18 protein-coding genes, 1 tRNA gene and 1 pseudogene are annotated in these 22,577 nt (G+C 55.7%); 10 read left to right on the top strand and 10 right to left on the bottom strand.

Features of this window, described 5'->3' with window-relative positions:
* The first annotated feature begins 149 nt into the window (after nt 1-149).
* The 6 genes from ade (at nt 150) to msrA (ending at nt 5,873) form a co-directional block, all read left to right on the top strand.
* Nucleotides 150-1,952: an adenine deaminase gene (ade, locus tag ACR0KN_RS21755; protein ID WP_480656527.1), complete on the top strand. Its 1,803-nt coding sequence runs from the start codon at nt 150-152 to the stop codon at nt 1,950-1,952.
* Complete coding sequence (locus ACR0KN_RS21750; protein ID WP_170470948.1) at nt 1,949-3,412, top strand: AMP nucleosidase; 1,464 nt, start codon at nt 1,949-1,951, stop codon at nt 3,410-3,412. The genes ade and ACR0KN_RS21750 overlap by 4 nt, the downstream gene beginning before the upstream one ends.
* A 130-nt stretch (nt 3,413-3,542) precedes the next feature.
* Nucleotides 3,543-3,830, top strand: a complete 288-nt coding sequence (locus ACR0KN_RS21745) for an HU family DNA-binding protein (protein WP_010442901.1) — start codon at nt 3,543-3,545, stop codon at nt 3,828-3,830.
* A gap of 111 nt (nt 3,831-3,941) precedes the next feature.
* Complete coding sequence (locus tag ACR0KN_RS21740) at nt 3,942-4,820, top strand: DMT family transporter (protein ID WP_480656525.1); 879 nt, start codon at nt 3,942-3,944, stop codon at nt 4,818-4,820.
* Nucleotides 4,821-4,914: 94 nt separating this feature from the next.
* Nucleotides 4,915-5,364, top strand: coding sequence for a peptide-methionine (R)-S-oxide reductase MsrB (msrB, locus tag ACR0KN_RS21735; RefSeq protein ID WP_480656523.1), 450 nt, complete (start codon nt 4,915-4,917; stop codon nt 5,362-5,364).
* Nucleotides 5,361-5,873, top strand: coding sequence for a peptide-methionine (S)-S-oxide reductase MsrA (gene msrA, locus ACR0KN_RS21730; protein ID WP_480656521.1), 513 nt, complete (start codon nt 5,361-5,363; stop codon nt 5,871-5,873). The genes msrB and msrA overlap by 4 nt, the downstream gene beginning before the upstream one ends.
* A gap of 24 nt (nt 5,874-5,897) precedes the next feature.
* Here msrA and ACR0KN_RS21725 read toward each other — a convergent pair whose 3' ends face one another.
* From ACR0KN_RS21725 to ACR0KN_RS21695, 7 genes are all read right to left on the bottom strand, one after another.
* Nucleotides 5,898-7,901: a hydantoinase/oxoprolinase family protein gene (locus ACR0KN_RS21725; protein ID WP_480656545.1), complete on the bottom strand. Its 2,004-nt coding sequence runs from the start codon at nt 7,899-7,901 to the stop codon at nt 5,898-5,900.
* 62 nt (nt 7,902-7,963) lie between these two features.
* Entirely contained in the window at nt 7,964-9,001 is a 1,038-nt protein-coding gene (gene queG / locus ACR0KN_RS21720; RefSeq protein WP_480656519.1) for a tRNA epoxyqueuosine(34) reductase QueG, read from the bottom strand.
* A 75-nt stretch (nt 9,002-9,076) separates the two neighbouring features.
* Nucleotides 9,077-9,742 carry an FtsZ-binding protein FzlA gene (gene fzlA, locus ACR0KN_RS21715; protein ID WP_170470958.1) on the bottom strand — a complete coding sequence of 222 codons (666 nt, stop codon included), beginning with the start codon at nt 9,740-9,742 and terminating at the stop codon, nt 9,077-9,079.
* Between the two features lie 58 nt (nt 9,743-9,800).
* Entirely contained in the window at nt 9,801-10,541 is a 741-nt protein-coding gene (gene mtgA / locus ACR0KN_RS21710; RefSeq protein WP_480457010.1) for a monofunctional biosynthetic peptidoglycan transglycosylase, read from the bottom strand.
* 38 nt (nt 10,542-10,579) lie between these two features.
* The gene (locus ACR0KN_RS21705; RefSeq protein WP_480610766.1) at nt 10,580-11,500 is read right to left on the bottom strand and encodes a Hint domain-containing protein; all 921 of its coding nucleotides are present in this window, start codon (nt 11,498-11,500) and stop codon (nt 10,580-10,582) included.
* 186 nt (nt 11,501-11,686) lie between these two features.
* Nucleotides 11,687-16,219 carry a glutamate synthase large subunit gene (gene gltB, locus ACR0KN_RS21700; protein ID WP_480656516.1) on the bottom strand — a complete coding sequence of 1,511 codons (4,533 nt, stop codon included), beginning with the start codon at nt 16,217-16,219 and terminating at the stop codon, nt 11,687-11,689.
* A 123-nt stretch (nt 16,220-16,342) separates the two neighbouring features.
* Nucleotides 16,343-17,776, bottom strand: coding sequence for an NAD(P)-dependent oxidoreductase (locus ACR0KN_RS21695; RefSeq protein WP_480656514.1), 1,434 nt, complete (start codon nt 17,774-17,776; stop codon nt 16,343-16,345).
* A gap of 229 nt (nt 17,777-18,005) precedes the next feature.
* Between ACR0KN_RS21695 and ACR0KN_RS21690 the strand changes: the two genes are divergently transcribed.
* Nucleotides 18,006-18,809 (top strand): undecaprenyl-diphosphate phosphatase, encoded by an 804-nt coding sequence (locus ACR0KN_RS21690; protein WP_480656512.1) that lies wholly within the window; start codon nt 18,006-18,008, stop codon nt 18,807-18,809.
* Here ACR0KN_RS21690 and ACR0KN_RS21685 read toward each other — a convergent pair whose 3' ends face one another.
* Nucleotides 18,810-19,793 (bottom strand): complex I NDUFA9 subunit family protein, encoded by a 984-nt coding sequence (locus tag ACR0KN_RS21685; protein WP_480656510.1) that lies wholly within the window; start codon nt 19,791-19,793, stop codon nt 18,810-18,812. It lies immediately after the preceding gene.
* 198 nt (nt 19,794-19,991) lie between these two features.
* On the opposite strand from ACR0KN_RS21685, the gene ACR0KN_RS21680 reads away from it, so the two are divergent.
* Nucleotides 19,992-20,078, top strand: a tRNA-Leu gene (locus tag ACR0KN_RS21680).
* Nucleotides 20,079-20,219: 141 nt separating this feature from the next.
* Here the strand turns inward: ACR0KN_RS21680 and ACR0KN_RS21675 are convergent.
* Together ACR0KN_RS21675 and ACR0KN_RS21670 are read right to left on the bottom strand one after the other, a co-directional pair.
* Entirely contained in the window at nt 20,220-20,474 is a 255-nt protein-coding gene (locus ACR0KN_RS21675; protein WP_480656508.1) for a hypothetical protein, read from the bottom strand.
* A gap of 321 nt (nt 20,475-20,795) precedes the next feature.
* Nucleotides 20,796-21,062, bottom strand: a complete 267-nt coding sequence (locus ACR0KN_RS21670) for a helix-turn-helix domain-containing protein (RefSeq protein WP_480656543.1) — start codon at nt 21,060-21,062, stop codon at nt 20,796-20,798.
* Nucleotides 21,063-21,187: 125 nt separating this feature from the next.
* On the opposite strand from ACR0KN_RS21670, the gene ACR0KN_RS21665 reads away from it, so the two are divergent.
* Both ACR0KN_RS21665 and ACR0KN_RS21660 read left to right on the top strand, forming a co-directional pair.
* Complete coding sequence (locus ACR0KN_RS21665; RefSeq protein ID WP_170470977.1) at nt 21,188-21,901, top strand: DUF6629 family protein; 714 nt, start codon at nt 21,188-21,190, stop codon at nt 21,899-21,901.
* 192 nt (nt 21,902-22,093) lie between these two features.
* Nucleotides 22,094-22,444 (top strand): annotated as a pseudogene (locus ACR0KN_RS21660) (IS6 family transposase); the annotation flags it as partial.
* Between the last annotated feature and the right edge of the window lie 133 nt (nt 22,445-22,577).

Here is a 22,577-nt window from a genome sequence, read left to right as displayed (position 1 = left end):
CGCTCCCGCCCATCCTCAATGCCCTTTGGGCATTTCCTCTGGTTGGGCGTAGCAGCGCTGGCGCGCTGCGGTTGGCATGAATTGTGATGATTGGATGATACCTTACCGGTGGGGGTTGCACCTTTTGCTTCATTCGTGAAAGTTGGGCCATGGAATACACTCCCTTCCCAAGTTGGCCCGATACCACCCCTCGTCTTATCGCTGTTGCTGCAGGCCGCGAAGCTGCCGATATGGTGATCCGCGGCGGTATCTGGGTGAATGTACACAGCCGAGAAGCCCTGCCGGATCATGATGTCGCCATCGCTGCGGGACGCGTGGCCTTTGTGGGTCCGGATGCCTCCTATTGCATCGGTCCTGAAACTCAGGTCATCGAGGCAGACGGCCGGTATATGATTCCCGGACTTTGCGACGCGCATATGCATATCGAATCGGGCATGCTGACGCCTGCAGAGTTTGCCCGCGCAGTCATTCCACATGGCACCACCTCGATGTTCACCGACCCGCATGAGATCGCCAATGTGCTTGGCCTTGAAGGCGTGCGCCTGATGCATGACGAAGCGCTTATGCAGCCCGTGAATATCTTTACCCAGATGCCGTCCTGCGCACCTTCGGCACCGGGCCTGGAGACCACAGGATATGAGATTACAGCCGAGGATGTGGCTGAAGCGATGTCGTGGCCCGGCATTATTGGGTTGGGAGAGATGATGAACTTTCCCGGGGTCATATATGGCGACCCGAAGATGCTTGCGGAAATTGCTGCCACGCAGCGAGCGGGAAAAACAGTGGGCGGGCACTATGCATCGCCTGATTTAGGGTCTGATTTTTCAGCATACGTCGCTGGTGGCCCCGCTGATGACCATGAAGGCACCTGCGAGGACGATGCCATTGCTCGGGTCCGTCAGGGGATGCGGTCGATGATGCGGCTGGGGTCTGCCTGGTATGATGTGGAAAGCCAGATCACTGCCGTGACCGAAAAGGGGCTGGATCCGCGCAACTTCATTCTGTGTACCGACGACTGCCATTCGGGTACTCTGGTCAATGATGGTCATATGAACCGTGTGGTGCGCCATGCAATCTCGTGCGGATGTGATCCTCTGGTCGCGCTTCAAATGGCTACCATTAACACAGCGACTCATTTTGGGCTGGAACGTGAAATCGGCTCGATCACACCGGGTCGGCGAGCCGACATTATTCTGAGTTCTGACCTGAGTAGTCTACCAATCGAAACTGTTATTGCGCGGGGCCGGGTCGTGGCTGAAAACGGAACGGTGACAGTCGACTGTCCGCATCTGGATTGGCCCGCCAAGGCACGGAACACTGTCCATCTGGGACATGAGCTGTCCTCGACCGACTTTGAGATTACAGCCCCCGCTGGCGCCAACCGCGTCATGGCTAATGTGATCGGCGTCGTTGAGAATCAAGCCCCGACGCAGGCGCTGAAGTCAGAATTGCCTATTATCGAAGGGCTTGTTGAAGGCGAACGCGAGGTTTGCCAGATCGCGTTGGTTGAACGCCACCGCGCCACGGGCGGGGTGACCAACGCCTTTGTTTCAGGTTTTGGGTATCAGGGCAAAATGGCCATGGCCTCGACCGTGGCGCATGACAGCCACCACATGATCGTTGTCGGCACTGACCGCGAGCAGATGGCTCTGGCTGCAAACCGACTGGCGGAAGTGGGCGGCGGCATCACAATTTTTCGAGACGGTGAAGAACTGGCGCTGGTTGAATTGCCCATAGCGGGCCTGATGTCCGACAGCCCAGCCGCCGAAGTTGCAGCCAAAGCCGAAAAGATGGTCGAGGCGATGAAAGCCTGTGGCTGTGAACTCAACAACGCATATATGCAGCATTCTTTGTTGGCCCTGGTCGTGATCCCTGAGCTGCGGATCTCAGACCTTGGGCTGATAGACGTACGCACATTTAAAAAGATCGACCTTCTGGAACCCCTTGCATGACAACGATCCAAACCCCTGACGTTCCCAACCCCGAGAAATTTACAGACCCGCTGGCCGCTGTCGCGCGCTTGGAAGAGCTTTATGAACAAGCGACAAAGTTCCTGTGCGACAAGTTTGCTGACGCGCTCAAAAATGGCGCTCCTACCGAAAGATTCCGGGCGTTCTACCCTGAAATCCGGATCAGGACCTCTTCCTACGCACAGGTCGACAGCCGACTAAGCTTCGGTCATGTATCCGAACCGGGCACGCATGCGACAACGGTCACCCGGCCCGATCTGTTCCGGTCATATCTGACCCAGCAAATCGCACTATTGATCAAGAATCACGATCAGCCGGTAACAATTGGAGCCTCGGAGACCCCGATCCCGGTGCATTTCGCCGTGGCCAACAACCCGGATCTGGTGGTTCCGCACCAAGGCGCAGCCGGTTTCACGTTGCGTGATGCGTTTGATGTGCCCGATCTGAACACAACCAATGACGACATCGTAAATGGTATCAACGAGCCTGAGAACGATGCCGAGCCTCTGGCGCTATTCACCGCCCAGCGCGTAGATTACTCTCTTGCGCGGCTGTCGCATTACACCGCAACGGACCCGAGCCATTTCCAGAACCACGTTCTGTTCACAAACTATCAGTTCTACGTCTCTGAATTCGAAAACTATGCGCGCGCGCAATTGTCCGATCCCGACAGCGGCTATACCAGCTTTGTCTCGACTGGAAATGCCGAGATCGCTGATCCAGAAGCGGCAATCGAACAGCCGTTGAAACTGCCGCAAATGCCAACCTACCACCTGAAACGCGCGGATGGGTCTGGGATCACGCTGGTCAATATCGGCGTCGGACCATCGAATGCCAAAACGGCCACCGACCACATAGCGGTTCTGCGCCCGCACGCCTGGTTGATGGTTGGTCACTGCGCCGGTCTGCGCAACACGCAGGCACTGGGAGATTTCGTACTGGCACATGCCTACCTGCGCGAGGACAAGGTGCTGGACGACGACCTGCCCGTCTGGGTGCCGATCCCACCGCTGGCCGAAGTCCAGGTCGCTCTGGAACAGGCTGTGGCCGAGGTAACTGAGTTGGAAGGCTACGAGCTGAAACGCATCATGCGGACAGGCACCGTCGCCTCCGTCGATAACCGCAACTGGGAGCTTCGCGATCAGTCCGGGCCGGTGCAACGGCTCAGCCAGTCCCGTGCGATTGCGCTAGATATGGAAAGCGCGACTATTGCTGCAAATGGCTACCGGTTCCGGGTGCCTTACGGCACATTGCTCTGTGTCTCGGACAAACCTCTGCACGGTGAATTAAAGCTTCCCGGCATGGCTTCGGCATTCTATACGACTCAGGTCAGCCGCCATCTGGCCATTGGAATCCGGGCGATGGAACACTTACGCGGCATGCCGCTAGAACGCTTGCACAGCCGGAAATTGCGTTCGTTCGACGAAACGGCCTTTCTCTGAAGCAAAAAAGCAACGAATTCCCCCTATTTTTGAGGTTTCTGGTGCTACTATTCGTTGTGTTTGGCCACAATATCCCGTTACAGTTACGCGGTGAGGCCCTATAGATCGGGCACGTTAAGGAGACCAAGAAATGGCAAAGCCTATGACAAAGACTCAGCTGGTGGCTGCTCTCGCTGAGGAAATGGGAACTGACAAGAAATCCGCAAACGCTGCGCTGGAGGCCATGACCGGCCTGATCACCCGCGAAGTATCCGCCGGTGGTGCCGTGACCCTGCCCGGCGTTGGCAAAATCTACTGCCGCGAGCGCCCCGAGCGCATGGTGCGCAACCCTGCGACCGGTGAGCAGTTCAAGAAAGAGGCCGACAAAGTGGTCAAGATGACCATCGCGAAAGCCCTGAAGGACAGCGTCAACGGCTAATTTACCGTAGACAGATCACAAGATCGAAGGGGTCGCCACCGGGCGGCCCCTTTTCCTTGCGGTTGTCGCGAAAACCGGTGACAGTCGCCCCAATTTCCCAAGGAGGCCGAAATGGATCTGCGCGCCATCGCTATGGGGCTTGTGTTTGCCCTGATCTGGTCATCGGCCTTTACCTCGGCACGGATCATTGTTGCCGATGCCTCACCCCTGTTCTCGCTTGCGCTGCGGTTTCTCATTTCGGGAATGCTCGGCGTGGCGATCGCGCGTGCCATGGGGCAGAGCTGGAATCTGACGCCTGCCCAATGGCGCGCCACAATCCTATTCGGAATCTGTCAAAATACCCTTTATTTGGGTCTAAATTTCTTCGCCATGCAGACCGTAGAAGCATCGATGGCTGCGATCATTGCATCAACTATGCCATTACTTGTCGCCTTGGCTGGATGGCTACTGCTGGGCGAAAAACTGCGTCCGGTGGGTATCATCGGTTTGTTTGCAGGCTTTGCCGGTGTCGCCTTGATCATGGGCAGCCGGATCGGGGCTGGCATTGACCTGTTTGGGGTCATGCTCTGCGGGTTCGGAGCACTTGCACTCACTTTTGCTACGCTGGCGGTGCGCGGAGCGACCTCTGGCGGCAATTTCATGATGGTAGTGGGGCTGCAAATGCTTGTAGGCGCAGCGGCGCTGTTCGTCGCCGCCCCGATCTTTGAAACCATCTACATCCACCCAACCGTTCCGTTCATACTGGCTTTTACTTACACCACGCTGTTCCCCGGCCTTTTGGCCACGCTGATTTGGTTCCTGCTGCTGGACCGGATCGGCCCGATCCGTGCGGCAACCTTCCATTTCCTCAACCCGGTCTTCGGTGTTGCCATAGCGGCCCTCCTGCTGGGTGAAAAATTGGGGCCACTTGATGCGATCGGCGTACTGATCACCACATTGGGTATTTTGGCCGTGCAATTGTCACGCCAACCCGTCGCCAAGCTGGCCTAAGATTGCGCACGACTGCGCGAGCCGATGTAACAAGCCTTTGCTTTCCCCCTTAGAACCCCATTTATTGGTCGAAACCAATAGAATCGGAGGAGCCATGTCCCGTTTCACCAAGGACCCTGAGGCCATCGCCGCCCTTTCGCCGGAGGAGTTCCACGTCACTCAACGCAGCGGGACCGAACGCGCGGGCACAGGCAAACTGTTGAACAACAAGGAGCCCGGCATCTATGTTGATATCGTCTCGGGCGAACCATTGTTCGCATCGACCCATAAGTACGAATCCGGCTGTGGCTGGCCCAGCTTTACCAAACCCATCGTGCATGAGCATGTCGAAGAGTTTCGCGACACCACCCATGGCATGATCCGGACCGAAGTCCGCTCGAAACACGGCGATAGCCACCTGGGCCATGTCTTCCCCGATGGCCCGCGCGAACATGGTGGGCTACGCTATTGCATCAATTCCGCCTCGCTGCGGTTCATCCATCGCGACGATATGGAGGACGAGGGCTATGGCGAATTCCTGATCCATGTGGAGGAAATCAGATGACCGATGAACGCGCCGTTCTGGCCGGAGGCTGCTTTTGGGGCATGCAGGACCTGATCCGCAAATTGCCGGGCGTGTCCCGCACCCGTGTCGGATACACCGGCGGTGACGTACCCAACGCCACCTATCGAAACCATGGCACCCATGCAGAGGGAATCGAGATTTGGTTCGACCCGGCACAGATCACCTATCGTGAAATGTTGGAGTTCTTCTTCCAGATTCACGACCCCACCAGCTTGAACCGTCAGGGCAATGATCGCGGCATGAGCTATCGCTCTGCGATCTATTACGTGGACAATGCCCAAAAACAGGTGGCAGAAGACACGATTGCCGATGTGAATGCCAGCGGCATCTGGCCCGGCAAAGTCGTGACCGAGGTCGAGCCTGTCGGAGATTTCTGGGAAGCCGAGCCAGAACACCAGGATTATCTGGAACGTATCCCGAACGGTTATACTTGCCACTTCCCGCGCCCGGATTGGGTGCTGCCAAAACGCTCCAGCGCGGCTGAATAAGGACGCCGGTAGCCCCTGCCGGGGCTACCCTACCGCCACCCGAGGCCGTCCGCTGGCCTCGACCGTGACCGACGCCTCGACAAACACCTCCTGCGCCTCAATTTTTGCGGTGCGAATGTCGCGCTCGACCGTCACTCGAATATCCTCGGCCCCTGCTTCGCGCACGGCACCTTCGGCCTCTCCACGCAAAGCTGTTTCAAGTACCTTCAGGGCAGCGCTTGAATCCGAGAAATCTTGTGGCCCTTCTTCCAGATGCACCCGATAGCGGCCTTCAGCGGGAGACGTAACAGTGCCTGACCGGCGCAGGGTCATCCGACCAACGACCGCTCCGATAGCATTCGCAACACCAGCGTGTTCAGGCAGGATCATATTGCAATGCAACCGCTCACCTACGGCAGGGTAATAGTTGGGTGCCGAGGCCCCTAGGCCCACCACATCGACATTCAATGCGGTATCCAGCGCGATCAGTCCTCGGTGTTTGGCAAGACCACGATGGGTTAGTACGTGCCGCGCAAGTACCTGCGGTGAAAGATCAAAACCGTCGATCTCCTCCGCAAAAGCAGTCTCTAACAAAGTCAATGAGGTTTGTTCCGTCAATTGATCAACGATCATCTGCGCCAGCGCCTCAGGTGATCTCACCAGCGTTTCTCCAGATCCAACCCGCTTGCGTGCCATTAGCTCCAGTGCCTTGTGTGCCGCCTTAGCATCCCATTCGTCCAGACGACCCAGAACATGGCTCGCGTCTGAGGGCGTGACACCGGAAACCTGAACAATCCCACGATCGACCAAACGCGTCAGCGCGCCATGTTCCATCCGTGTCTGCAGCAGTTTACTCAGCGCCTGCACCCCATCGCCCAGCCGGTCCAGCAAGACAGCTTCACGCGGGCCCACGCCTTTAGCCGGGATACCCGCCACCCGCCGCGCAAAACGGGTATCGTGTTCACCCACCGTTGTAGCGCGCAATTGTTCATCCAACTCTGCGTGAACAACTTCTGGTGCTTCGGCAGCGATCAACGAGACCGGAAGCACGCGCCGCGGGCCAAGAAAGACACTACCCTGCAATCCTTCCGTCAAAACATGTACCTGGCTATCCCCACCCAAACCGTGGGTACGCATCGCAACGGCTTCGACCATAGTACGGAAACCGCCAACTTGTGCACCTGCGGGATCAATCGCGGGCTTTCCATCCCGTATCAACGCGACGTCGGTCGTAGTTCCACCGATATCGGAAACCAACGCGTTATCGGCATTCGTCAACCAACGCGCGCCCACAATCGATGCCGCCGGACCGCTAAGGATCGTCTCGATCGGGCGTTCACGCGCCTGTTCGGCACTCATTAAAGCCCCGTCCCCACGCACGACCATCATAGGCGCTGAAATACCTTGTTCTTTCAGTTGGTCCTGCGCCCGCCCGATCAAACGATCAATCATGCCTATCAACCGGGCGTTCAAAACCGCAGTCACAGCCCGTTTTGGTCCATTCAATTTGGCTGACAAATGGTGCGAGCAAGTCACCGGAATACCGGTTCTTTCCGCAACCACCCGTGCAACTTCAAGCTCATGCGCCGGGTTTCGGGTGGCAAATTGTGCCGCAACCGCGTAACCAGATATGCCTTCATGAGACTTCAAGAAGGCCTCAAGTGCCTTTGTATCCAACGGCTCTTTCTCACCGCCTGCGTGATTGTGCCCACCGGACAGAACCAACGCCGGGTCGCCTTTCAGCGCATCCCGCAACCCATGCTTTTCCAGATCACTTTCCCGAAACCCGACATAAATCAGCGCGATACGCCCACCCTGGCCTTCGACCAGCGCATTGGTGGCGAGAGTCGTCGAAAGCGATGCCAATCCGATCTGATCTGGCGCGATCTCAGCTTCTGCAAGCACCGCCGAGATGGCCCGGCCAACCCCAATCGCCAAATCTGCGCGTGTGGTCAGAGACTTAGCCGAGGCAATCACCTCACGCTCATCCCGAACCAGCACCGCATCTGTATAGGTTCCGCCCGTATCCACACCCAAAGCCAGCGCCATCGGGTCCTCCATCTGTTCGCCAGAATCGGGTGTAGCGTTTTCCTACGGCGCGTCCAGCCTGTTTACGACAACCTAGACGCCGCCCAGCGCGCAGCATCAGCCACCGTCGGATCAGGATCATCGGTCAGCGTCTGAGCAACCGGCAGCAACGCCGGTACCGCCGAGTTCCCAATCGCATAAAGCACATTCCGCACAAACCGATCCCGCCCGATTCTCTTGATCGGTGAGCCCGAAAACATCGCTCTGAAAGCCGTGTCATCCAACGTCGCCAACTCTGCCAAGGACGGCGCCTTCAATTCCTCACGCGCTGCATATCTAATATCGTTGGCAGCGACTGCGAACTTATTCCAGGGGCAGGCTGCAAGACAATCATCGCAGCCATATATCCGGTTCCCCAGTAACCCCCGCAATTCTTCATCCACCGGCCCCTTATGCTCGATGGTTAAATACGAAATACAACGACGCGCATCCAGTTGATACGGCGCTGGAAAAGCGTTTGTTGGACATGCATTCAAACAAGCCCTGCACGACCCGCAATGGTCGATCTCAGCCACGTCCGAAGGCAGGTTCAATGTCGTGAATACAGACCCTAAGAAGGCCCAATTGCCCCAATCCTGGCTTACCAGATTGGTGTGTTTACCCTGCCAACCTAACCCAGCTGCCTCTCCCAAAGATTTCTCAGGCACTGGCGCCGTGTCGACAAACACCTTCACTTCACCCCCGCCCTCAGCAATCAGCCAGCGCGCCAATCGCTTCAGGCGTTTCTTGACCAGATCATGATAATCCTTGTTCTGTGCATAAACCGAAATTGCACCCAATTCGGGATACGACAGCACTTCTGCGGGATCATGCTCAGGCGTATAACTCTCGGCCAGCATGATCACGGATCGCGCCTCGGGCCAGAGCGCCGACGGATCCCCGCGCCAATGGCTCCGCTCGGCCATCCACCCCATCTGACCATGATATCCGGCCTGCAGAAATGCCTCTAACCGCTCTGGCACCTGCGGCACGTCCCAAGGACGGCAAACCCGGCAGGCCACAAACCCCTCGGCAAGGGCCTGCTCCACCAATCGTGCCTTCAATTCCGATACGTTCTTCATCTGGCCCTAATTTTCCTCGGGGGTGAATTGGCCCAATGGGCCAAGAGGGGGCAGACAGCCCCCTTCCCCAACCTATCAGAAATCCAGATCAGCGTAATGAGGCGGTGGCCGGAATCCAGGCACCTGATCCGCCAGAATCGAGCGAAATGCTGGGCGAGACTTGATCTTCGCATACCAGTCCTTCACCGCAGCACTGCGGTTCCAATCCACGTCCGAGATATAGTCCAGCGCCGACAGATGCGCTGCTGCGGCGAAATCGGCCAATGTCATCTGATCTCCGGCCAGCCAGCGACGGTGATCCAGCAGCCAGGCCATGTAATCCAAATGATACTTGATCGCTTTTGCACCTTCCTTGACGTTCTTGCTGTCCGGATAACCCTGCCCAGTGACCTTCTTGTTCACTCGTTCATAAAGCAGTTTTGAGGTTACCTCGTGATGAAACTTGTCATCGAACCAGCCAACAAGACGCCTGACTTCGTAACGCGCCTCGGGCTTTTTAGGCATCAGGGGCGGCTCGGGACGAGTCTCTTCGATATATTCACAAATCGCGGCACTCTCGGCCATGATCTGACCATCCAATCGCAACACGGGGACCTTGCCCGCCGGATTGCGACGCAAAAAGTCCGGGTCTTGTTCCCAATATCGTTCTTCGACCAGCTCAACCTCGATCTTCTTTTCAGCCAGGGATAAGCGGACTTTGCGGCAGTAGGGAGAGAGGGGAACGTGAAACAGACGCGCCATGAGCTTCCAATCGAACCAGAGAATACACCTCAGCTTTAGCCTCTGACCGGCTTGAGATTCAATCCTCGAAACACTTGGCGCGTCCATCTGCGCGGATGGTGGCCGCTCCATCAAGAATGGACGCTGCACGCCTGCGGGTTCGAACCGAAGGATCGGTAACTGATCTGTTTCGCGGCGAGGGCAGAATTGCTGCAATACGCGCGGCTTGGACCGGCGACATCTTTGCCGCACTCACCCCATAGTATTTCTGTGCCGCCGCTTCGACACCAAACACACCGGTCCCGGTTTCGGCGACGTTCAGATAGACCTCTAGAATGCGCTGCTTGCTCCAGACCATTTCGACAACCGGGGTTATCGAAGTCTCAAGGGCCTTGCGCACCCAACTGCGCCCTTGCCAAAGGAAGACATTCTTCACCACTTGCTGCGTTATGGTCGATGCGCCTCGATTGCCCCCATCTTCCAACGCGTCCCGAATGGCCTCAACATCGAAACCCCAATGCAGGCAAAAATTTGCATCTTCAGCAGCCACTGCAGATCGGGACATGACGGGTGAAATTTCTTCGATGGCGACCCAGTCACGGTCAACCTTTCCCAACCGGCGCCATTCCGACCAGATCGTATGTGTGATCGGAGGGTTCACGACCGAATAAACCAGGATCAACGCAAAAAACGCGACAGCAATACCTAAGACGATTCGCAGCCCCCACCGCCGCATCCGCGCGATGAGGCCTTGCGATTTCTTTGAGCCTGATGCCTTTTTATTCTTACCGCGTGACTTGCGCGCTGCTTTCTTTGCCATGCTTTGCTATACGCCGCAGAGGACGCATTTGAAACGGATTAATTCGACAACATTTGCCCGTCCCGCGGACGAACAACCGGGCGCGCCGTATTGACTGATGCAACACCGCGCACACTCAACTCAGGGAACAGCGCCAGAACTTCACCTTGTGTTCGTTGTTCGGCCTGGGTCAGCGCATGTCCCGGATAGTAACTTTCGCTTTTGGCCCCATTGGCGAACACGATCTCATGCCGGCGGAACAAGAGATGGATATAGTCGACCTCGCCCCCTTCCACCCGTGTCACAGTATCACCGTTCACAAGACAATGCGCTGCGATCAGAACTTCATCATGTCCAAACAGGTATTGCGCACGCCAATCGTCAATAAGCATTCGGTGTTGAGGAGAAACAACCAGCGGCTCGACAAGGCCAAACATCCCGGCCTCAAACCGAACCGGTGCCAGATTACCCTCTGCCGCTACGGTCGTCCGGCCAACCCAAAGCACCGGTTCTGCACCGCTGTCTGCTGTTGTAACAAGATCTCCGGGTTTCAGGTCTTCAGCCAGACGCGGCCCATCTGGCGTATCGATCAGTGTTCCAGGCGTGAAACAAGGTGGGCCAAGTTCGCCTGGGACAATCAGTGGGCCTTCAACATTCACAAATGTCGTCGATACCAGCGTGCCTGCCTGAAGAACCTGACCGTCTGTAGGTGTGAAAACCCGCGTGACGCCGTCCGAAAGATAGAATGTAATACCCACATAGGTGACGTCTCCGACACCGGGAACATTTATCGTCACGGTATCTCCGGGCCAGGAATCTGAGACCGTTTGCCCGGCGACAGTGTCACCGCCAAAGTCCTCAATCTCGCCATTTTCGTCCTGATCAACCAGATCAAATGTATCGACCGTGATCGCGGATCCGACGGGGGGTGGGTTTGCCGGATCGAAGGAATAAAACTGGTCTGTATAGGTTATCGGCACACCAAAACTCCGCCTCTTTCACATCATTGATTTAGGATCATGCCCGCATTTCCCGAACAAACAATGACCAAAGCTAGGCGTTCCAGACCGAATTGCACAAGAATTAGAAGCCCTGCGCATATGCAAAAGAGAACCCGGCGTGTTGGATTCGACACGCCGGGTAAACCGTTTTCGATATCGCAGATCCTATTCTGCAGGAACCGCTGCGACTTCGGTGGTCAGGGGGTGGCTTAGCTTGTTCAGCATCTCCTTGGGGCAGACCTGCAGGAAATGCGTCTTTTCCACTTCCCAGTGCTGCAAAATGTCTGCAGCCTTGCGGCTATTGGTTTCGTCGACATGGCGTTGGATCAGCGTTTTCAGTTGATCCGACCAATGCTCTACCGTGACTGGACAGGTGACCAGGGTCTCGTTGTTCAACAGCGCTTCGGCCTTGCCCTCGGGATTGTACAGATAGGCCATGCCGCCTGTCATACCCGCGCCAAAGTTCGCTCCAATGTCACCCAGAATTACCGCAACACCGCCGGTCATGTATTCACACCCGTTCGAGCCACAGCCTTCGACCACAACAGTTGCGCCCGAGTTCCGAACCGCGAACCGCTCACCCGCGCGACCTGCCGCGAACAGATGTCCGTCGGTCGCACCATACAGGACGGTATTGCCAACGATGGTGTTGTCATCCGCCTGCAACGGGCTGACCTGCGGTGGACGCACGACGATTGTGCCACCCGAAAGGCCTTTGCCTACATAATCATTGGCATCACCTGAGACTTCCAGCTTCAATCCCGGAGCAGCAAAGGCCCCAAGCGATTGACCGGCCGAACCTTGCAGTTTGACATGCAAGTGGTCGTCCTGGAACGTGTTCCGCATCCCAAAGTTCTGGACGATATGGCTGGAGACACGGGTTCCCACGGTCCGATGCGTGTTCTGGACGGCATATGACAGCTGCATCTTTTCACCGTCTTTCAAGAACCGGGCGGCATCGCGCACGATCTCAGCGTCCAGCGTATCAGGCACCGCATTTCGATCCTTATCGCGGTTGTACACGATGTTATGCGCTCCATCGACGGTGATCAGCAGCGGATTGAGGTCCAGATCGTCCAGATGCGCAGAGCCCCGGCTTACCTGAGCCAGCAGGTCTGCGCGACCGATAATCTCATCAACCGAACGCGCCCCTAGGCTGGCCAGAAGTTCACGCACTTCTTGCGCATAGAAGGTGATCAGGTTTACGACCTTGTCCGCGTTGCCCGTGAACTTTGCACGCAGGGATTCGTCTTGCGTACAGACACCAACTGGGCAGGTGTTCGACTGGCACTGACGTACCATGATACAGCCCATCGCGATCAATGCAGCGGTGCCGATACCGTATTCCTCGGCCCCCATCATCGCGGCCATGACGATGTCACGCCCGGTGCGCAGGCCGCCATCGGTGCGCAGAGTGACGCGGTCGCGCAGGTTGTTCATGGCCAAAACCTGGTGCGCCTCGGTCAGGCCCATTTCCCATGGCAGGCCGGCGTATTTGATACTGGTTGCGGGCGAGGCGCCTGTACCGCCATTGTGACCCGAAATAAGGATTATGTCCGCTTTCGCCTTGGCCACACCGGCAGCAATTGTGCCAACGCCCGACGACGCAACAAGCTTCACCGTCACCTTACAACGCGGGTTGATCTGCTTGAGGTCATAGATCAGCTGCGCCAGATCCTCGATCGAGTAGATGTCGTGGTGCGGCGGCGGTGAGATCAGTGTCACACCCTTAGTCGAGTGCCGCAGACGCGCGATCAGGTCGGTGACCTTCATACCCGGAAGCTGACCACCCTCACCCGGCTTCGCACCCTGAGCGACCTTGATCTCAAGCTCTTCACATTGGTTCAGATACTCGGCGGTCACGCCAAACCGCCCCGAAGCCACCTGTTTGATCTTGGCCGAGGGGTTATCGCCATTGGGCTCCGGCACGAAGTGTGCAGGGTCTTCACCACCCTCACCCGAGTCGGATTTCGCACCGATCCGGTTCATCGCCACATTCAGCGTCTTATGCGCCTCTGGTGACAGCGCCCCCAGCGACATACCCGGGGTGACAAAACGCTTGCGGATCGATGTGATCGACTCGACCTCTTCAATTGGCACCGGCTTGCCCAGCGGTTTGAAGTCCATCAGGTCGCGCAAATGGATCGGCGGGTTCGACTGCATCTTGGCCGAGTACTGCTTCCACAGCTCATATGAGGCTCTATTACAGGCCATTTGCATCATGTGCATCGAGGTCGCTTCCCACGCATGGGTCTCACCCGATTTACGCGCCTTGTAGAAACCACCGATGGGCAGCACGTCCAGGCCGCTTGCCCAGCCCTTGGCGTGAATCTCTTCGACCTTGACTCGAATGCCGTGGATACCAATGCCGGAAATCCGGCTCGTCATGCCGGGGAAATACTCGGCCACCATGGCGCGGCTCAGGCCGACGGCCTCGAAATTCAGGCCGCCGCGATAAGAAGACACGACAGAAATACCCATCTTTGCCATGATCTTGAGCAGGCCCTGATCGATGGCTTCGCGATATCGCGCCACATTCTCGGTCAAGGTGCCATCCAACAGGCCCCGTTCGATCCGGTCTGCCAGAGAATCCTCGGCCAGATATGCGTTCACAACAGTTGCACCGCACCCGATCAGCACCGCGAAATAGTGCGGATCGACGCATTCTGCCGACCGCACGTTGAGCGAGCAGAAGGTCCGTAGCCCCTGCCGTGTCAGATGACTGTGTACGGCGCTGGTGGCCAGAATCATCGGCATCGCCACCTTGTCTGGCCCGGAATGCTGATCGGTCAGCACCAGATGTCCTGCACCCGAACGCACCGCTTCTTCCGCCTCGGCGCGGATGCGGGCCAGAGCCAAGTCCAACTGACCCTCACCCGGGTCAAAACTGCAATCGATCTCGGCCAAAGGAGAGTTGAACTGCCCGACCAGCAACTCCCATTGCGCATTGCCGACAAAGGGACTTTCCAGAACCACAATCTCAGTCTGGCTGCTATCTTCGTCCAGAACGTTCTTCAGGTTACCAAATCTAGTTTTCAGCGACATGACGCGATACTCGCGCAAACTGTCGATTGGCGGGTTTGTTACCTGGCTAAAGTTCTGACGGAAGAAATGGCTGAGCGGGCGATACTGTTTCGACAGAACAGCCGAAGGCGTGTCATCCCCCATCGAAGCAAGCGCTTCTTTGCCATCTTCCGCCATAGGGGCCAGGATCTGTTCGAGGTCTTCAACCGAGTATCCCGCAGCAATCTGGCGCTTACGCAGCTCTTCGCCCGAGAACATGGGCGCTTCGGTTACGCCTGCAAGCGTTGTATCTAGATCGTTGATCTTGCTGACCCAATCACCAAACGGCAAGGCGCGCGATAGCTTGTCCTTGATCTGGGTGTCACGATACAGCTTGCCTTTTTTCATATCCACGGCCAGCAACTGCCCCGGTCCAAGCGCGCCTTTTTCCTTCACCGACGCCTCATCAATTGGGACCATCCCGGCCTCGGAACCCGCTATGACCAGACCGTCACCCGTTACAACATATCGCATTGGGCGCAGGCCATTCCGGTCCAGTCCGGCACATACCCAACGTCCATCGGTCATCGCCAACGCGGCGGGTCCGTCCCACGGCTCCATGACTGAGTTGCAATAAGAATACATGTCGCGCCAAGCCTGAGGCAGCTCGACTGCCTGCTTTGACCAGCTTTCCGGCACCAGCATGGTTTTCGCCATCGGGGCTGAACGTCCGGCGCGCACCAAAACCTCAAAAACCGAGTCTAATGCGGCCGAATCCGACGATCCACCTGCGATGATCGGCTTGATATCCTCGGCATGGTCACCAAAGGTCGCGCTGGCCATGCGAATCTCATGGCTTTTCATCCAATTGACGTTGCCCTTGAGTGTGTTGATTTCACCGTTATGGGCCAGCATACGGAACGGCTGGGCCAGCCACCATTGCGGGAATGTGTTGGTCGAATATCGCTGATGGTAGATTGCGAACGCGGATTCAAAGCGTTCGTCCATCAGGTCGGGATAGAACACCGCCACTTGTTCGGCCAGCATCATACCCTTGTAGATGATCGACCGGCAGGACAGCGAAGCCAGATACAACCCTGAGATCCCCGCGGCGGCGGCGGCCTTTTCGATGCGGCGGCGGATGACGTAAAGCTCACGCTCGAAGGTCTCTTCATCCACGCCTTTGGAGTTCGAGATCAGGATTTGTTCAATCTCTGGCCGGGTTGCGTTGGCCTTATCACCCAGACAGGTCACATCGACCGGCACATGCCGCCAGCCGTAGATATAGTACCCCATGCGCAGAACTTCGGTCTCTACGATGGTCCGGCAGCTTTCCTGCGCACCAAAATCAGTCCGGGGCAAGAACACCTGACCAACCGCGATGAGTTCGTCCATGTTTGGCTCATGCCCGGTGCGACGAATCTGGTCATAGAAAAACGGAACGGGGATTTGCACATGGATGCCTGCTCCGTCACCGGTTTTGCCGTCAGCATCCACAGCTCCCCGGTGCCAGATCGCCTTGAGCGCATCGATTCCGGCGTCAACAACTTTGCGGCTTTTCTTGCCGTCAACAGAAACAACCAGACCCACGCCGCAGGATGAATGTTCCTCTTCTTCGGAATAAAGACCATTCTCTGCCATCCACTGACGTTTGGTTTCTTCGGCCTGAACCCAATCTGCGTCAAACTTGGTCATTGGCTGTCTCCTTCTTCCGTCGGCACTCCAAGGTTTCTGAACCTTTGCGGGCGTTCATTTGGTAACGCCTGTCCTTCGGGTAGTTGATATTATGATTGCAGCAGGTGATCCGCCGCTTTTTTATCATTCGGCTGCGACTGAGGCTTTGGCGTTTAACCTGCCGATAATCGCGTCAGCGCAATCGCGCCCATCGCGGATTGCCCAAACCACAAGCGACGCACCACGCACGATGTCTCCGATCGCGTAAACGCCTTCCATTTCGGTCTCACCAGTCTCGAATGCGGCCTTGATAGTGCCCCACCGAGTCACGGGCAGGTCGGGCTGACCAAACAGAGTGGGTAGGTCTTCGGGTTCAAAACCCAGCGCCTTGATGACAAGATCGGCGTCTTCGACATAATCCGCACCTTCGATCACTTCTGGCGATTGGCGGCCCGATGCGTCGGGCTGACCCAGGCGCATCTTCTGCACCATAACACCTGAAACCTTGTCGTCGCCGGTAAAGCCTTTGGGCGCACTGAGCCATTCAAAGATGACACCTTCTTCCTCGGCATTTTGGGTTTCACGCTGTGACCCCGGCATATTCGCCCGGTCACGGCGATAGAGACATTTGACCGAAGTTGCCCCCTGCCGGATTGACGTCCGTACACAGTCCATCGCGGTATCACCGCCGCCAATGACGACAACTTTCTTACCTTCAGCGTTCAGGCGGCCACTATCAAAATCTTCAACGGCATCTCCAAAACTCTTACGGTTCGAGGCGGTCAGGAAATCGATTGCCTTTTCGATCCCGGTCAAACCGCTGCCCGGCATGGACAGATCGCGGGATTTGTAGACACCTGTCGCAATAATCACCGCATCATGTTTTGCTCGGATTTCTTGGAACTTGGCAGCATCCACATTGCAATTCAGAACAAATTCTACGCCGCCTTCGGCCAGCAAATCATTGCGACGCTGGACAATGTCTTTTTCCAATTTGAAGCCCGGAATACCATACATCAGCAGACCCCCTGCGCGGTCATAGCGATCATAGACCGTGACCTGGATGCCTGCCTGCCGCAGCATATCGGCCGCGGCCAGTCCGCCGGGGCCGCCACCAATGATACCAACGCTTTCGCCACGCTCCGCCGCTGGTGCGACGGGCTTCACCCAACCTTTGTCCCAGGCGGTATCGGTTATGTATTTCTCGATCGTTCCAATGGTGACCGTCCCGTGACCCGATTGTTCGATTACGCAGTTACCTTCACAAAGTCGGTCCTGCGGGCAAATACGACCACAGATCTCGGGGAACGTGTTGGTCGCCTGGCTGGTCACATAGGCTTCTTCCAGCCGTCCTGTAGCGGTCAGGCGCAGCCAGTCCGGAATGTTGTTGTGTAGTGGGCAATGCGATTGGCAATAAGGCACACCACACTGGCTGCAACGACTCGCTTGCTCGGCCGCTTTTTCGGCGGCAAACTCCGCATAGATTTCATCAAAGTCCTCTTTGCGGTCACCAGCGGCACGCTTTTCAGGCATGACGCGATCGATCTGCACAAATTTCAGCATCGGTTGCTTGGCCACGGGTCAGACTCCATGAATTGGCTTGCTTGGGTCTCTTTAAGGGAAGTCACTGGGGATGAAAAGTCAAATATACTGACCTATTATTAGAAAATTTCGGCGATTTGGTGTGCTGGGGCGAAATTTAGTCCAGAAAATAGTACCGATTCGGACCTATCTATACGCTTTCCTTTCTCGCAGCACGCTTATACCCATTGATCACAACAAACAGACCACAACACCGGCAGAGCAGATGAGTCTTTTTCACTTGATTCTTGTGGCGATTATCCAAGGCGTCACCGAGTTCTTGCCGGTCTCATCCTCGGGCCATCTGATCCTGCTTCCGGGCCTGTCCGGCGCAAGTGACCAAGGCCTGGCGATCGATGTCGCTGTTCATCTGGGCACGCTTGGTGCCGTGATTCTGTATTTCTGGTCAGATGTGAAGCAGGCGTTGGCCGGTCTGCCAGAAGTTTTGACCGGGCGACTTGATACTCCAAGGGCACAGCTGGCCTTCGGATTAATCGTAGCCACCATTCCAACCGTAATTGTCGGCGCGATTCTGTATCTGTCAGGGCTTCAGCAATCCCTGCGCTCAATCGCGGTCATCGGCTGGACGATGCTGGGATTCGGATTGCTGCTGTACTGGATGGATCAGAAAGGCGCGCAAACCAAACATGCCTCAGATTGGGGCATAAAAGATGCCGTGATAATGGGGCTATGGCAGGTGCTGGCGCTGGTCCCGGGGACCTCACGGTCGGGGATTACCATCACCGGTGCGCGACAACTCGGGTATAAACGGGAAGATGGGGCCAGGATTGCGATGCTGATGTCTATTCCAACAATATTAGCCTCAGGAGCCCTTTTGTCGGTTGACGTCATCCAGGATGCTAACTGGGATTTGGCGAAGGACGGATTCATCGCGGCAGCGTTTGCATTTGTTGCAGCACTGCTGGCGTTGAGCCTGATGATGCGCCTGTTGCGCAGCGTCAGTTTCACACCTTATGTATTCTATCGCGTGATCCTTGGGGCGATCCTGTTAGTTATCGCCTATTCCTGATCAGATACGCAGATTCTTGGCCGAGTTCTGAATATCGTCATATTGACCCGATGGGCGGAATTTCCAGAGATATTCCGGCAATATCGAATCCAGTGTTGCGGGCTCAATCCCAAGATCCGCAAACCCCTTGGCATCTTCTGCCACGACGTTATCGCGCCGCAGGTTTCTAACCTGGTCACGGGTTAGGATATTGTTTGGGAACAACTGGAAACTAACAAACTTTACGATATCCAGTACGCCCGCCATGATTTTGGCAGTGAGGAATGGCATGCCTATGATGATCCGACGACGATGGATCACTTCGAGCATCTGCTGCATCAAGCCACGAAAGCTCTTAACCTCAGGACCGCCAAGCTCATAAACCCCGGCAGAGGCCTTGCCCAAAACACCCTGAACAGCGGCCTGCGCAACATCATCCACATAGACCGGCTGAAACTTGGTGTCGGCTCCGACAAGAGGCAGGAATGGGCTCATGCGCGTCATTCCTGCAAATCGGTTAAAGAACTGATCCTCGGTCCCGAAGATTATCGAAGGGCGCAGAATAACAGCCCCCGGCATGTGTTGCAGAACATTCGCCTCGCCCTGGGCTTTGGTGCGTGCGTATTCGCTATCAGATTCCAGATCGGCGCCAATGGCTGAGATATGAACCATATGATCGACATCGTTCAACGCAGCCAGACGGGCGATCCGTTCGGCCCCGTCGGCCTGCACCGCGTCAAACGCATTTTTGCCCAGCTCATTCAGGACACCGACGCAGTTCACCACAGCATCGACACCATGCATCGCCGAAGCGACCGAAGCATCATCGCGGATATTGCACAGTATGGGCTCAACTTGCCCGACCGCGCCATACGGTCGCACAAACATTGCCTCATTGGGTCGCCGCACAGCGACACGAACACGCCAGCCTTCGGCTGCCATGCGCCGAGCGATATATCGGCCGACAAAGCCCGATCCACCGAAAATCGTGACCAGTTTGGACATGATGGCGCTCCTGCTGTCTGGTTCTGATCTGATCTACCGCCCAACAGCCCGACGGACAAGGCGCAATAACGCCGCGCATCCGCGAAAATCCAATGCATGTATCACCGGCAGGGCGAGACACTAAAAAACTTTCAAAAAACGGCCCGAATCCGGTTGACGCCTACCGCCAGTCGGCTTAAACGCCCCTCCACGACACCTGCCCAGGTGGCGGAATTGGTAGACGCGCTAGCTTCAGGTGCTAGTGTCCGTATGGACGTGGAGGTTCGAGTCCTCTCCTGGGCACCACTATTTCCAAAATAATTTCATATAATCAATCCATTGGGATATTTTTTAGCCCTAAGTCCCCCAATTAGTCCCCCATACGATTTGTGATGGATGAGCCGCTCGATCCTAAAGAATCTAAAGCATCGGATGTCTCAGATTTAGTCAGTTCAACGTGAAGTTGACTATAAGGCGGTCGTGACCCACCTCATCACCATCCTGTTTCCGCGGCAAAGCTTTGGCATGCCCAAATGGAATGAGAAACATCGCAATCTTGATAGCCTTGTCATGATTGCCCTTATCAACCGCGCCTTTCAGCTGCCCAAACAAGTATTGCATCGGTTCAACGTAGTTTCTACGCGATGCTAAATCTTCGTACAGTTTCATACGGTTACGCTTAAGTTTGTCCCGCTTTGACATGCGAGGATTATAGCTATCCAACGCCTATTAGGAAAGAAACGATATTCGTTCTTGACCGCAAAGCTGACGTTCGCGGTAAGTGCAGCGAATGGCGGTTTCGAGCCCAAAGTTACCGGGTGCTGCAGTCCGCGCTAAGGACGGCAATGCGCAGAAAGCCGACTTTGCAAAGCTCTGCTTGTGACCCATTGTTGGCATTCGCGTTTCGCTGAACCGTTGGATGGTTTTGCCCCAAATGACCGATGGTGCCGCTAGCATCAATTTTCATTCAAAATTGGCTTCAACCAACAACTGCAAGGCGTTCCCTGTCAGTTCGAGTTGATATCAGCAATGATCACCCCTTTTTGCCATTCGAAACTCACCTGGCGTTTGGCCAGTCTGAGCGCGAAACGCTCGGGTGAAGTTCGAACTGCTTGTGTATCCAAGCGAAGCCGCGATCTCCGCGATCTTCATATCGGTGGTCTGCAACCATTCTGTGACAAGCGTCCTTCTAATTTCCTGCCGAGTATCCGACAGGTTTGTGCCCGCATTTCGCAACCTGGATTGCAGGGTCCGAACCGACATTCCCCCTGCTGCCGCTGTTTCCGGAATACCAAATTCGGAATCTGCAAAGTCAAAAGGCCGCTAAAAGCCGACCTTGTGTGCCTATAGTGAGATGAAAAGCTTGGCTGCTACAATCACCGACATATGATGCTGGCTAAAGATATATGTACTGAATGGAGTTAAAGATGTGCTTTTCAGCTACGGCAAGTTTTGTCGCGGGGGGAATATTGTCCGTTACCGGTGCAGCTACCATGATTTCTGCATGCAGACAGAAGTTGGGGCGTGGCCTAATATTCCTGTCATCTTTTCCGTTAGTTTTCGGTTTACAACAAAGTCTTGAGGGTTTGGTCTGGCTCGGGATATCCGACCAATTGTCTTTGAGACTTTTAACGATAGTAAACTATGGCTTCATTTTTTTCGCGTTTTTCTATTGGCCTGTTGCTGGCCCAACTGCAGGTTTTCTGATCGAAAAGCGAAAGTGGCGTAAACACTTATTCGGTGGACTTATCATTGGTGGTTTGGCTGTGGGAACTTACCTTATGCTAAAAGCAATCAATAACCCCGTACTTCCCACCTCTAGCGATGAATGGGGAGGGCATATTTTGTACCTACAAGGTATGACCCTTATCCCAAACATCCAATACATTTACTTCTTTACTGCATGTACTGCGCTAGCAGCCTCATCGAACCCCACCGCTTTCAAGTTTGGCCTAGCGCTTACAGCGTCGTTTCTCGTCACGCTCTTCGGTTATGAATTGTTTGTTCTACCTTCGGTGTGGTGTTTCTTCGCTGCGCTTTGCAGCATCGTCATTTCATATGACGTTCTTCGAGGTAAGACTGTACAATACTTAGAGAAGCAGAGTGATGATCTCCGGGCCATTGTCTGATGGACGTATCACGGGTGCTGTCAGACTAATTCGAACCAGTCTCAGTTTGCTGCGGAAACTGCGAACCTATCCGGAACAAAGTTGACACCATTCGGCAAGAGCGGCGGCGCGGGTCAGCTTGAAGGTGTCTCGACTGGTCTTGTCAGAAGAGCTTTGCTTGAGCGGGGCAGGGCGGATGCATGGCATTTAGGAATGACCAAACCTGCCTCCTTCAAAAACTTCAAAACCAGCCTCGAAATCATCCGCCTTGCGGTGATGCTGTACATCCGTTTCCCACTCTTGCTTCGGAATGTCGAAGATCTGCTGCACGAGCGAGGCATCGACGTGAGCCATGAAACTGTCCGATATTGGTGGAACCGGTTTGGCCCGATGTTTGCTGCGGAGATCCGAAGAAAGCGTGTGCAGCAGCTGCGCACGTTCTCGAAATGGAAATGGCACCTGGAAGAGGTCTTTGTGAAGGTGAATGGCAAACGGCATTATCTTTGGCGGGCTGTGGATCACGAAGGCGAGGTGCTGGAAGCGGTTGTCACGAAGCGTCGACACTAAGCTGCTGTTCGAATTGGGAGCAACAATGGCAGAAAGGTCCCGCAAAGCGGACATTGGAGCAAGCTGCAACGAACGTCTGCTCTGCGGACAAAGCTTCCGTTCAGATCTTTAAAGGAAATTGCTGCAAATC

The sequence above is a fragment of the Ruegeria sp. AP7 genome (assembly GCF_056539905.1).
The sequence above is the reverse complement of the archived record's forward strand: the minus strand, read 5'-3'. Positions and strand labels throughout refer to the sequence as shown.

Excerpts from the sequence above, each read along its gene's own strand:
- ACR0KN_RS21685 (WP_480656510.1), bottom strand. The coding sequence starts at position 19,793 with ATGTCCAAACTGGTCACGATTTTCGGTGGATCGGGCTTTGTCGGCCGA.
- ACR0KN_RS21745 (WP_010442901.1), top strand. The coding sequence starts at position 3,543 with ATGGCAAAGCCTATGACAAAGACTCAGCTGGTGGCTGCTCTCGCTGAG.
- ACR0KN_RS21725 (WP_480656545.1), bottom strand. The coding sequence starts at position 7,901 with ATGGCGCTGGCTTTGGGTGTGGATACGGGCGGAACCTATACAGATGCG.
- ACR0KN_RS21750 (WP_170470948.1), top strand. The coding sequence starts at position 1,949 with ATGACAACGATCCAAACCCCTGACGTTCCCAACCCCGAGAAATTTACA.
- ade (WP_480656527.1), top strand. The coding sequence starts at position 150 with ATGGAATACACTCCCTTCCCAAGTTGGCCCGATACCACCCCTCGTCTT.
- ACR0KN_RS21675 (WP_480656508.1), bottom strand. The coding sequence starts at position 20,474 with ATGTCAAAGCGGGACAAACTTAAGCGTAACCGTATGAAACTGTACGAA.
- mtgA (WP_480457010.1), bottom strand. The coding sequence starts at position 10,541 with ATGGCAAAGAAAGCAGCGCGCAAGTCACGCGGTAAGAATAAAAAGGCA.
- ACR0KN_RS21665 (WP_170470977.1), top strand. The coding sequence starts at position 21,188 with ATGGAGTTAAAGATGTGCTTTTCAGCTACGGCAAGTTTTGTCGCGGGG.
- ACR0KN_RS21690 (WP_480656512.1), top strand. The coding sequence starts at position 18,006 with ATGAGTCTTTTTCACTTGATTCTTGTGGCGATTATCCAAGGCGTCACC.
- queG (WP_480656519.1), bottom strand. The coding sequence starts at position 9,001 with ATGAAGAACGTATCGGAATTGAAGGCACGATTGGTGGAGCAGGCCCTT.
- fzlA (WP_170470958.1), bottom strand. The coding sequence starts at position 9,742 with ATGGCGCGTCTGTTTCACGTTCCCCTCTCTCCCTACTGCCGCAAAGTC.
- msrB (WP_480656523.1), top strand. The coding sequence starts at position 4,915 with ATGTCCCGTTTCACCAAGGACCCTGAGGCCATCGCCGCCCTTTCGCCG.
- msrA (WP_480656521.1), top strand. The coding sequence starts at position 5,361 with ATGACCGATGAACGCGCCGTTCTGGCCGGAGGCTGCTTTTGGGGCATG.
- ACR0KN_RS21740 (WP_480656525.1), top strand. The coding sequence starts at position 3,942 with ATGGATCTGCGCGCCATCGCTATGGGGCTTGTGTTTGCCCTGATCTGG.
- gltB (WP_480656516.1), bottom strand. The coding sequence starts at position 16,219 with ATGACCAAGTTTGACGCAGATTGGGTTCAGGCCGAAGAAACCAAACGT.